Consider the following 10,928-nt stretch of genomic DNA (forward strand, 5'->3'; position numbering starts at 1 on the left):
GCCCGGGAGGCCGCCTGGTGCCGTGCCGCAGCCGCAGGTGCAACCCGGCGGGGCGTGGCCGCCTCCGGCTCCGCCGCCCAACCCGCAGGGATATGCCGCGACCTGGCCGTCGTCCTCCCCTGGCGCGCCGGACATGGGCACCGACGTCACCCGGCCGCGCGGCGGGCGCGGCAGGCGCGGCATGGGCGTGCTGGCGAGCGCGGGCGGCGCCGCGCTGGTCGTCCTGGTGGTGGCCGGGACGGCGATCGCCGTCAACCTCGTCGGCGACGGCGAGCCCGACCCGACCGCGACGACGGCGGGCGGCCGGACGGGCGGCACCTTCAAGATGGCGACCCGCGGCGCCGGCACCAGCTCCGACGAGATCGATCCGTCGCACACCTACGGCGGGACCGAGCGGTTCCTCACCAAGCAGCTGTTCACCGGCCTGACCGAGATCGGCCCCGACGGCGTCGCGCGCGCCCGCCTCGCCACCCAGATCACGCCGGACGCGTCCTGCCGGCAATGGAAGATCCTCATCAAGGGCGGGACGACGTTCAGCGACGGCAGGCCCGTCGACGCGCAGGCGTTCGCGCGCGGGTGGGCGCGCAGCGCGGCCACGACCGGCGGCGGCGGCTCCTACCTGATGAACGACATCGAGGGCTTCGCCGCGGTCGCGGGCGGCAAGGCCGACACGCTGTCCGGGGTGAAGGTGGTGTCCGGCACCGCCCTGGACGTCACGCTCACCTCCCCCAACTGCGACTTCCCCGGACGGCTGTCCGAGCCCGCGTTCATGCCCGTCCCCGAGGACGCCGGCAAGCCCGGCAACACGGCCTACAACACCCGGCCCGTGGGGAACGGGCCCTTCAAGCTGCGGGAGTACCGGCCGGACACGAGCTTCTCGCTGGTCCGCAACGACGCCTGGGCGTTCGGCAAGACGAAGCTCGACGGCGTGGACATCCGCCTCAGCGACGAACCGGCCTTCGGGCGCGCGGCCTTCGCCGCCGGGGACATCGACTGGTACACCGCCGGCAACGATCCGGTCAGCACCGCCCCCTCGGACGACCTGATCACCCGTCCCTCGCCGTACACGCGCATGCTCGTCCCGATCACCATGCGCGCGCCGATGAACTCCAAGGACGCCAGGCTCGCGGTGTCCTACGCGATCGACCGCAAGAAGCTCGCCTCCCTGGCGGGCGGCGCCTACAAGCCGGCGCACGGCATCGTCCCGCCGGGAGTCCCCGGCTTCGGCGGTCCCGGCACCTGCCCGTCGTGCGACGCGCCCGACTCGGCGAAGGCCCGCGAGCACGCGGAGCGGGCGGGCCTCGGGCCGGGCAAGGAGATGCGGCTCTACTTCCGGGCCTCGCCGTCCGACGAGAAGCTGGTCGAGGCCGTGCGGCAGTCGCTGGTGTCGGTCCTCGGCTGGAAGATCGACGCGCGGACGATCCCGCTCGCCGAGTTCGAGCGGTTCCGCAAGGAGCTCGTCGCGGACGACTCGTGCGGCCTCGCGTTCTTCTCCTGGGGCCCCGACTACCCGGGCGCCTACTCGATGCTGTGGCCGCTCCTCGGCGGCACGCAGGTGGCGACCAGCAAGAACACCTACTACAACCTGTCCGGCTGGAAGAACGGGACCTTCGACACCCTGATCTCCAGCGCGCTGCGGACGCAGGATGCCGGCACCCGCGCGAACCTGTTCCGGCAGGCCGAGAAGCTCGCGCTGGACGACATGGCCCTCATCCCCCTCGCCAACAACGGCGCGGCGGCGGTGCGCAGGAGCGGCAAGTTCACCGGCCTGGAGATGGACTACGACGGCGACCCGACCGTGGCGACGGCCGCGTTCACGTAAGCCTGCGCGAGCTGGAAGATCAGCCGGGCGGGAGGCGGACCGTGACGATCAGCCCGCCGCCGGGCCGCGGCGCCGCGTACACGGCGCCCCGGTGCGCCAGCACCACCGACCGGACGATCGACAGCCCGAGCCCGGCGCCCTTGGCCGACTCGACGCGGTCGGCGTTCAGCCGCCGGAACGGCTCGAACAGCCGCTCCACCTCGTAGGCGGGCACGGCCGGGCCGGTGTTCTCGACCTGGATCGTCGCGTACCCCTCCAGCATCCCGGTGCGGATCCACAGCTCGCCGCCGTCCTCGACGTTGTGCTTGATCGCGTTCTCGACGAGGTTGGACACCAGGTGCTCCAGCAGCACCGGGTCGCCGAGCGCCTTCCCGGACGTCAGCTCCGGGTGGACGGCCACGTCGAGGTCGTGGTCGCGGCGCGCCGAGTGCTCCAGCACGGTCGACGCCACCTCGGCCAGGTCGACCGGGGTGCGGGTGGCGAGCTCCCGCTCGCTGCGGGCGAGCAGCAGCAGGCCCTCGATGAGGCGCTCGTGGCGGGCGTTGGTGGCGAGGAGCGTCCGGCCGACGGCGCGCAGGTCGTCGGAGACGTCCGGGTCGCCGAGCGCGACCTCCAGCAGCGTCCGGTTGATCGCGAGCGGGGTGCGCAGCTCGTGGGAGGCGTTCGCGACGAACCGGCGCTGCGAGTCGAACGCCTGCCCGAGCCGTTCGAGCATCGCGTCGAAGGTGTCGGCCAGCTCCTTGATCTCGTCGTCCGGGCCCTCCAGCGCGATCCGCTCGTGCAGGGTGCTCTCCGACAGGCGGCGCGCGGTGGTGGTGACCCGCTGCAGCGGGCTGAGCGCCCGGTCGGCGACGAACCAGCCGAGCACCAGCGTGATCACCCCGACGCCGCCGAGCGCGAGCAGCGACCGCCCGACCAGCTGCCGCATCGTCTGCTCGACGAACTGGCGCTGCAGCGCGGCGGCCTCCTCGTCGGAGATGTTGAAGCCGATCACCTTGACGCCGCCGAGGATGTCGGCCATCAGCACCGACATCACGAACAGCAGGAGCGCGCCCGCCATGAAGAACAGCAGCCCGTACAGGAGGGTGAGGCGCAGCCGCACGCTCATCCGCGGCAGCGCCTTCATGTCGCCGAACGTCCCGCCGCCGTCGCCGCGCCACCCCACGCCCTTGGGCGCCTGGGCGGGCTGCGGGACCTGCTGCGGGCCGGGCCGCCGCCACGGCCCACCGCCGGCGCCGGACTTGTCCGGGCCGCCCTTGGGCGCGGGTTCGGTGGTCACAGCCGGTACCCCACGCCGGGCACGGTCTCGATCACCGGGGGGTCGCCGAGCTTCTTGCGCAGCGTCATCATCGTGACGCGGACGACGTTGGTGAACGGGTCGATGTGCTCGTCCCAGGCCTTCTCCAGGAGCTGCTCGGAGCTGACGACGGCGCCGTCCGCGCTGAGCAGGACCTCCAGGACGGCGAACTCCTTGCGGGTCAGCTCGACGGGGCGGCCGTCCCGGGCGACCTCGCGGCGGGCCGGGTCGAGGCTGATCCCGGCGCGCTCCAGGACGGGCGGCAGCGGCGCGGCGGCGCGGCGGCCGAGGGCCCGCACCCGGGCGATCAGCTCGGCGAACGCGAACGGCTTGGCGAGGTAGTCGTCGGCGCCGATGGACAGGCCCTCGACCCGGTCGCCGAGCTCGCCCGCAGCGGTCAGCATGATGATCCGCGCCGGGTAGCGCTGCGCGACGAGGTGCTTGCAGACGTCGTCGCCGTGGACCTTGGGCAGGTCGCGGTCCAGCACGATCACGTCGTAGTCGTTGACGCCGGCCCGCTCCAGCGCCCCGGCGCCGTCGTAGGCCACGTCCACGGCCAGCGTCTCCCGGCGCAGGCCGGTGGCGATCGCGTCGGCGAGCACGCGCTCGTCCTCGACGACTAGAACACGCACGAGGGTCCCCCTTCATGGGCCGGGACGCGGTCCGTCCCGGCCTCCAGGTATGCCACGGACACCGTAAGACGCCCGTAAACACCTGTTCAGAAGATCGTTGTCCGCACCGTCCTGGCGGCGGCGCAACAATCCGCGAAAATTGCACAGGCGTTCAGGTTTACCTTCAGCCTAGGCCTGGGTAGGCATGGGCACGATCCGGGAGGAGGCCTATGGGCGAGTTGTCACGCATGATCCAGCAGCGACTCGATGACGCGTACGCGTCGCTGCGCAGCGCCCATGCAGAGGGAGACACCTACCTGGCGGACATTCGCCAGGAGGAGATCAACGACCTGCGCCGGATCGCAGCGAACAACGACATCGGTGTGGAGCCGCCCCGCTGCGACTGAACACGCTCGAACGGCATCTGGAGCCCGGGATCCGCGCGGTCCCGGGCTCCCTGCTCTCCGCCGTGGTTCAGTCGCCGAGCGGGTCCAGCGGGGCCAGGAGGTCGTGCAGGGCCTCGAAGGTGCCGGGGCCCGCGGCGATGGTGAGTTCCGGGCCGGGCGCGGCGCCGTGCAGGCCCTCGACGCGCCCGCCCGCCTCCCGGACGATCAGCCCGCCCGCGGCGATGTCCCACGCCTGGACGCCGCGCTCGTAGTAGGCGTCGACCCGTCCGGCCGCGAGCGAGCACAGGTCGACGCAGCAGGACCCGGCGCGCCGGATGTCGCGGACGTTCGGCAGCACCCCGGTGAGGACCCGCGCCTGCCTGGCGCGCCGCCCGGAGGCGTAGCCGAACCCCGTGGCCACCAGCGCCTCATCGAGCGGCACCCGGGAATTCACGCGGAGCTCGCGCGTGCCGGACGCGGTGTGCCGGAGCGCGCCCGCGCCGCGCACGGCCGTGTACGCCTCGCCCCGGCGCGGGATGTCCACGACCCCGGCGACGGCGGTGCCGTCCACCTCGGCGGCGATGCTGACCGCCCAGTCGGGCAGGTCGTAGAGGTAGTTGACGGTCCCGTCGATGGGGTCGATCACCCAGCGGACGCCGCTGCCGCCGCCCTGGTCGCCGCCCTCCTCGCCGAGGAACGCGTCGTCGGGCCGTGCCGCCCGGATCCGCTCGACGATCAGTTGCTCGGCGGCGCGGTCCATCTGGGTGACGACGTCGGTCGGGGACGACTTGGTCTGCACGATGTCCGGACCGTCCGCGGGACGCTTGTCGACCAGCATCCGCCCGGCCTCCCGCGCGGTCGCGACGGCCAGCTCCAGGAGGTCGTCGGCGAGGCTCATCGGGTCTCGGCCAGGAGGTGGCGGGGCAGGGCGGCGAAGCGCGGGTCGGTGCCGGGGGTGGCGGCGCGCGCGAACGCGATGCCGAGGTCGGCGGCGCGTTCCGCGGCCTCGACGTCGAGGTCGAACTTGACCTCCATGTGGTCGGACACGAACCCGATCGGCACGACCGCCACGGCCCTGACGCCCTCCCCGTGCAGCTTCTCCAGATGGTCGGCGATCTGCGGCTCCAGCCAGGGCTGGGTCGGGGGGCCGCTGCGGCTCTGGTAGACGAGATCCCACGGCGTGCCAGGGGCCGCCTTCTGCGCGACCGTCCGCGCGACCGTCTCCAGCTCTTCGGTGTACAGATCCCTGTTGGGCTGGGACAGAGGGACGCTGTGCGCGGTGAAGACCAGCCGTGCGTCTTCGGGGAGACGGCTCAGGGCCTGCTTCGTGGCGTCTACGAAGGGGTCGATGAAGCCTGGCCTGTCGCAGTAGACGGGCAGCTTGTCGATCTCAGGCGCGTCCGGCACTTGTTCGCGCGCGCGCGCGATGTCGTTGAGGTACTGGTCGTTGGTGGAGAAGCCGCTGTAGGCGGACGTGACGAACGCGGCCGCCCGCCGCACACCGTCCGCCTTCATCTGCCGGACGGTGTCGGCCAGGTACGGCGTCCAGTTCCGGTTGCCCCAGTAGACGGGCAGATCCACGCCGTGGGCGGCGAAATCCGCCTCGATCGCGGTCTTGAGGTCGCGGCACTGCTGGTTGATGGGGCTGACCCCGCCGAACCGGTAGTAGTGCTCCCCCACCTCTTCCAGACGCTCCCGGGGGATGTTCCGGCCGCGGGTCACGTTCTCCAGGAACGGGATCACGTCCTCGGGCCCCTCCGGCCCCCCGAAGGACAGCAGAAGCAACGCGTCATACGAGGTCGCTACGCGCGCGCGCGAAGTCATGCCTCCATCCAATCAGCTGAACCTCGCGGCGTACGCGCGGGCCAAGCTGAGGACCTTCTGGACGTACCAGTGCGCATGGTTGTACTGGTACACCGCTCTGTAGAGCTGCTTGCCGCCCCTGCCCGCACCGTTGGCGCACAGGTATTTCGCGGCTCCGGGGATGGCGTCGTAGGGGTTCATGATGTCGGCCCTGCCGTCGCGGTCGCCGTCCACCCCGTACGCCTTCCAGGTCGCGGGCATGAACTGCATCGGGCCGAGCGCGCCCGCGCTGGACGGGCCCGCGTTGCGGCCGTGGTCGCTCTCGACCTGGCCGATCGCGGCGAGGACCGTCCAGGACAGCCCCCGGCAGGTGGTGGCCGCCTGCTTGTACAGGTCCAGGTAGCTGCTCGGACGGCCGCCGTCGCCGGGCGTCTGGTACTCGTGCAGGTTGACGACGTTCGTGCCGGGGCCGAGGACCTTGGTCACGGCCTGGACGACCTTGGCCGGGCTCACCCCGGGCGCGTTGACCAGGACCGCCACGTTCGGGACGAGCCCGATCTGGTTCCCGGAGCTCCCGCTGACGAGCATGTCGATGCCGGGCAGGCCGAAGGGCCCGGCGCCGCCCATCATGAGGTTCGGCATCGTCCGTCCGATCACCGGGTACCGCGTGCCCCGGGCGAGCCCGAGCTGCTCGGCGGCGGCCGGGGACACCACGAACCGGTCGGCGGCCAGCGCCTCCCACAGGGCGCTGTCCTTCGCCGTCCCGGGCGGGGTCCAGGAGCGGAACGCGGACGGGTCGACGGCGAACGCGTTGACCTGGCGCCCCTGGAGCTGGACGGCGCCGCCCGCGACCGCGACGACGTCCCTGACCCGGCCCAGCGAGGCGATCTTCTTGATCTTGGCGGCGGGGATCGAGCCGCGGCCGACCGCGAGCACGTCCGGCGGGACCACGCGGCGCAGCGGCGCGACCGCGCCGCCGGTGGCCACGTTGACCGGGTCGCCGGGCGGCACGTTCGGGGCCGGCTGCGCATCCGACGAGCGGGCGGGCTCCGTCGGCTCCGTCGTCAGCGCCGCGATCACGCCGCCGGACGCGGTCGCGACGGCGAGGGCGGCGATCGCGGCGATGGCGAGCGGCGTCCCCCGGCCGCGGCGTCCCGTCCCGGGCCCGGTGCGCGATGCTGAAGGAGGAGCCACAACATTTCCCAACGACTGTCGCTACGGACGGTTCCCCCGCCTTGTCCCTTCTTCCCCACCTGTACCGGGATCATGAGCGAGCCGGTATCCGACCGGATAGTACGGTATCGCCGGATTCTCCCCGGACCTTTCCCGGCGGAGAACATGAACTTTCCTCATGAACACCGGCCGAGTAGAGTCACCGCATGTCCCCCGTGAGCAACCAAAAGTGGCAGAACTGGGCGGGAAACCAGCAGGCCACGCCGCAGCGCGTCGTGACGCCGCGCACCGCGGGCGAGGTCGCCGAAGCGGTGCGGTCGGCCGCCGGCGACGGCCTCACCGTCCGCATGACGGGCACGGGCCACTCCTTCACCGGCGCCGCCGTCGCGGAGGGCGTCCTGCTGCGGCCGGAGGGGCTCACGGCCGTCCGCTCGGTGGACACCGCGTCCGGGCTCGTCACCGTCGAGGCGGGGCTCGCGCTGCACGCGCTCAACCGCCTCCTGGACGATCACGGTCTCGCGCTGGCCAACATGGGCGACATCCAGGAGCAGACCGTCGCCGGAGCCCTGCAGACCGCCACGCACGGCACCGGGCGCGACGCCGCCGGGCTGGCCTCCCAGGTCGCCGCGCTCGAACTCGTCCTCGCCGACGGCACCGTCCTGACCTGCTCGCGCAAGGAGCGTCCCGACCTGTTCGACGCGGCGTGCGCGGGCGTCGGCGCGCTCGGCGTCGTCACGGCCGTCACCTGGCGGACCGTCCCGGCGTTCCTCCTGCGAGCGCAGGAGGAACCGATGAAGTGGGACGAGGTCCTCGCGCGCCTGGACGAGTTCGACACCGCCAACGAACACTTCGAGTTCTACTGGTTCCCGCACACCGAGGGCTGCCTGACCAAGCGCAACAACCGCGTCGAGGGCCCCGCGGAGCCGCTGCCCAAGGTCAAGCACTGGCTGGACGACCGGTTCCTGTCCAACACGGTGTTCGGCGCCGTCAACCGCCTGACGCACCGGGCTCCCGGCACGACGCGCTACGTGAACGGCATCTCCGCCAAGGCCCTCGGCGCGCGCGCCTACAGCGACACCTCCTACAAGGTCTTCACCAGCCCGCGGACCGTCCGCTTCAAGGAGCAGGAGTACGCGATCCCGCGCGAGGAACTCGTCCCCGCGCTGCGCGAGCTCCGTGCGCTGTTCGCGCGGCGGGACTGGCGCATCAGCTTCCCCATCGAGGTCCGGACACTCCCCCGCGAGGACGCCTGGCTGTCGATGGCCCACGGGCGGCGCAGCGCGTTCATCGCCGTGCACGTCTACCACCGCGACCCGCACGAGGACTACTTCCGCGGCGTCGAGGACCTCATGACCGCGCTCGACGGGCGCCCGCACTGGGGCAAGCTCCACACGCGCGACGCCGCGTACCTGGAGAAGGTGTATCCGAGGTTCGGCGACTTCCGCGCCCTGCGCGACGAGCTCGACCCCGACCGCCGCTTCGCCAATCCGTACACGACACGGGTCTTCGGCGATTAGGGCCCGTCGCTGATCAGGGGTGATCAGCCGGCGGGCGCCTGCGGTTCGGCGCCGCCGCCCGGCTCCTGGCCGCCGCCGTCCGGCGGGCCCTCCGTGGGCGCCGGGGTACTCGGAGGCGCCGGGCCCGAGGACGTGGGCGGGGTCGTGGGCCGGCCGGTCGGCTGGTCGGTGGGCCGCGTCGTCGGGCCGCCGTCCGGCGTGGTGGGCCCCGTGGACGGCGCGTCACCGGTCGGCGACCCGCTCGGCGTGCCGCCCGGCTCGGTCGGGCTGCCGGACGGGTTCGGCGACGGGTCGTCGTCCTGCCGCCCGCCGTCGCCGCCGCCCAGCACCTGCTTGACGGTCAGGCCGCCGCCGCCCTTGCCGAGCGCCTGCCCGGTGGTCGCCTCGTAGATCGTGATCCCGGCGATCACGATGCCGAACACCACGGCCGACGACACCGCCAGCATCGCCCAGCGCGCCCTGGCCCACTCGACCGTGTTCCGCCACGCCGACCGCCGGGCGGCCTGGCGCACCGCGTCGTCCCCGGCCGCCCCGGCGAGCGACGCGGCGACCGCGTCCACCGGGTCCAGGCGCGTCGCGCTCGGGTCGCCCGGTCCGGCGGCACCGCCGCTGGACGGGAGGTCGAGCCGCGTGGCGTTGGGGTCGAGCCGCGTGGCGTTCGGATCGCCGCCGGGCGGAGGGCCGAACCGGCGGGTGGCGTTCGGGTCGCCGGACCACACGGTGGTGCGGGTCGGGTCGGCGCTGGTCGCCTCGCTCGCCGCGCCCTCCGCCGCGTCCCGCCGCCGCGCCGCCGCCTGCTGATGCGTCAGCTCCTTGAGCCGCCCCCGGCCCTGGTCGAGGTAGTGCTTGCCCACCGCAGCACCGGCCGTCGAGATCACGCTCATCAGCGCCGCGCCGATGATCGTCCCGTAGACGCCCAGGTAGGACGCCCCCAAAGCGGCGGCCGCCGTCGCCGCGGCGCTCGCGATCAGCTGCGTCGTGCTGACGTCCGGCAGCTTACGCGGCATGCCACTGGTCCCCTTCGTCCATCGCCGTCGAATCCCCGGAACATGAACTAACCGGGACATCCAGGTTGTTCCGATCACGAACGTGACACTCGCAACGCCGGACCGGTGGAGCCGCGCGCACCCGTCAGGCACGGTGAGGAAAAAGATGGACAAGAATCAGGCGGGGCGGCGCCCCGCCGGTCGCGTTCACCGGCAAGCTTGGTCAGGTGCCCTCTTCGACCTCGTGGAGGGGGCTTCGAGAGCGGCGATGTTCGGACATGCCGGGTACGGTGCTGGCAGCAGGTGTGTCCGAAAGAGAGACTCGGGAACCCGGGGGAAGGGCACGCATGCGCCCTCGGTGGGCATCGGACGGCCGGCCGGTGAGAGCAAGGCCCGGCCGGTCCGAGGTCCTCCGTGCCATCAAGACAGGGCAGGAAGGACACGCATGCAGGAGCTGCGCCTCGTCGCGGTCAGCGAGGACGGTACGTACCTCGTCCTGGCCACCGCGGGCCGAGGCACCCGGTTCACCCTGCCCGTCGACGACCGGCTCCGCGCCGCGGTCCGTGGGCACTTCTCCCGCCTCGGCCAGTTCGAGATCGAAGTGGAGAGTCCCTTGCGCCCCAAGGAGATCCAGGCCCGTATCCGCTCCGGCGAGACCGCGGAGGAGATCGCCGAGTCGGCGGGAATCCCGGTCGAGCGCGTCCGCTGGTTCGAGGGCCCGGTCCTGCAGGAACGCGAATACATGGCCCAGCAGGCGCAGCGCGTCGCCGTCCGCAGGCCCGGCGAGTCGTCCCCGGGCCCGCCGCTCGGCGAGACCGTCGAGGAACGCCTCGGCCGCGGCGGCGTCGACCTCGAAGAGGTCGAATGGGACTCCTGGAAGTGCGAGGACAACACCTGGCGCGTCCGCCTCTCCTTCTTCGACAACGGCCGCCCGCACGCCGCCGAGTGGACGTTCGACCCGCGCCGCCGGCTCGTCTCCCCGCTGGACGAGATCGCCGCGCGCCTCACCGCCGTCGAGTGGGACGAGGAGCCGCTCTCCGACACCGTCACCCCGCTCGTCCCGCGCCGCCCGGCCATGAAGGTCGTCTCCAGCGACCGCGACCCGGCGCTCCGCGGCCTGCCCGCCGAGCCCGAGCAGCCCCTCGCGCACGAACGGCACGCCTCGTCCGAACGGCAGACCCCGTACGAGCGGCACGCAGCGCCGGAGCAGCACGCCGCCCCCGAGCCGCTCCGCGCCGCCGAGCCCCGCACTGCCGAGCCTCGCGCCGCCGAGCCCCGCACCCGGTTCCCGCAGCCGGGCGAGGCCGCCGCCCTGCGCGAGGCCGTCCAGCAG

10 protein-coding genes are annotated in these 10,928 nt (G+C 72.9%); 4 read left to right on the plus strand and 6 right to left on the minus strand.

Annotation, left to right across the window (positions count from 1 at the left end; genetic code table 11):
* Positions 1 to 1,822: ABC transporter substrate-binding protein (locus E1264_RS33195; RefSeq protein WP_207936549.1), on the plus strand; the 1,822-nt coding region annotated here is incomplete at its 5' end.
* A gap of 19 nt (positions 1,823 to 1,841) precedes the next feature.
* Here the strand turns inward: E1264_RS33195 and E1264_RS33200 are convergent.
* Positions 1,842 to 3,101, minus strand: a complete 1,260-nt coding sequence (locus tag E1264_RS33200; RefSeq protein WP_243711314.1) for a HAMP domain-containing sensor histidine kinase — start codon at positions 3,099 to 3,101, stop codon at positions 1,842 to 1,844.
* A complete protein-coding gene (locus E1264_RS33205; RefSeq protein ID WP_132179861.1) occupies positions 3,098 to 3,751 on the minus strand; it encodes a response regulator transcription factor in 654 nt (217 codons plus the stop codon). Before E1264_RS33205 ends, E1264_RS33200 begins: the two co-directional genes overlap by 4 nt.
* Before the next feature lie 209 nt (positions 3,752 to 3,960).
* Here E1264_RS33205 and E1264_RS43895 point away from each other — a divergent pair, with 209 nt between their 5' ends.
* A complete protein-coding gene (locus E1264_RS43895; RefSeq protein ID WP_165964506.1) occupies positions 3,961 to 4,137 on the plus strand; it encodes a hypothetical protein in 177 nt (58 codons plus the stop codon).
* A gap of 67 nt (positions 4,138 to 4,204) precedes the next feature.
* Here the strand turns inward: E1264_RS43895 and E1264_RS33210 are convergent, their stop codons facing one another.
* The 3 genes from E1264_RS33210 to E1264_RS33220 are packed head-to-tail and all read right to left on the minus strand — an operon-like array spanning position 4,205 to position 7,113.
* Positions 4,205 to 5,014 (minus strand): inositol monophosphatase family protein, encoded by an 810-nt coding sequence (locus tag E1264_RS33210; protein WP_132179863.1) that lies wholly within the window; start codon positions 5,012 to 5,014, stop codon positions 4,205 to 4,207.
* Positions 5,011 to 5,940: a ferrochelatase gene (locus tag E1264_RS33215; RefSeq protein ID WP_132179865.1), complete on the minus strand. Its 930-nt coding sequence runs from the start codon at positions 5,938 to 5,940 to the stop codon at positions 5,011 to 5,013. The genes E1264_RS33210 and E1264_RS33215 overlap by 4 nt, the downstream gene beginning before the upstream one ends.
* A gap of 12 nt (positions 5,941 to 5,952) precedes the next feature.
* Complete coding sequence (locus E1264_RS33220) at positions 5,953 to 7,113, minus strand: lytic transglycosylase domain-containing protein (RefSeq protein WP_243711315.1); 1,161 nt, start codon at positions 7,111 to 7,113, stop codon at positions 5,953 to 5,955.
* Between the two features lie 185 nt (positions 7,114 to 7,298).
* On the opposite strand from E1264_RS33220, the gene E1264_RS33225 reads away from it, so the two are divergent.
* Entirely contained in the window at positions 7,299 to 8,609 is a 1,311-nt protein-coding gene (locus E1264_RS33225; protein WP_132179869.1) for a D-arabinono-1,4-lactone oxidase, read from the plus strand.
* Between the two features lie 23 nt (positions 8,610 to 8,632).
* Here the strand turns inward: E1264_RS33225 and E1264_RS33230 are convergent, their stop codons facing one another.
* A complete protein-coding gene (locus E1264_RS33230) occupies positions 8,633 to 9,616 on the minus strand; it encodes a hypothetical protein (protein ID WP_132179871.1) in 984 nt (327 codons plus the stop codon).
* A gap of 424 nt (positions 9,617 to 10,040) precedes the next feature.
* On the opposite strand from E1264_RS33230, the gene sepH reads away from it, so the two are divergent.
* The coding region (sepH, locus tag E1264_RS33235) for a septation protein SepH (protein ID WP_243711316.1) at positions 10,041 to 10,928 on the plus strand (888 nt) is incomplete at its 3' end.

Origin of the sequence: Actinomadura sp. KC216 (assembly GCF_004348535.1) — a bacterium.
Classification (GTDB): Bacteria; Actinomycetota; Actinomycetes; order Streptosporangiales; family Streptosporangiaceae; genus Spirillospora.

Excerpts from the sequence above, each read along its gene's own strand:
- E1264_RS43895 (WP_165964506.1), top strand. The coding sequence starts at position 3,961 with ATGGGCGAGTTGTCACGCATGATCCAGCAGCGACTCGATGACGCGTAC.
- E1264_RS33210 (WP_132179863.1), bottom strand. The coding sequence starts at position 5,014 with ATGAGCCTCGCCGACGACCTCCTGGAGCTGGCCGTCGCGACCGCGCGG.
- E1264_RS33215 (WP_132179865.1), bottom strand. The coding sequence starts at position 5,940 with ATGACTTCGCGCGCGCGCGTAGCGACCTCGTATGACGCGTTGCTTCTG.
- E1264_RS33225 (WP_132179869.1), top strand. The coding sequence starts at position 7,299 with ATGTCCCCCGTGAGCAACCAAAAGTGGCAGAACTGGGCGGGAAACCAG.
- E1264_RS33230 (WP_132179871.1), bottom strand. The coding sequence starts at position 9,616 with ATGCCGCGTAAGCTGCCGGACGTCAGCACGACGCAGCTGATCGCGAGC.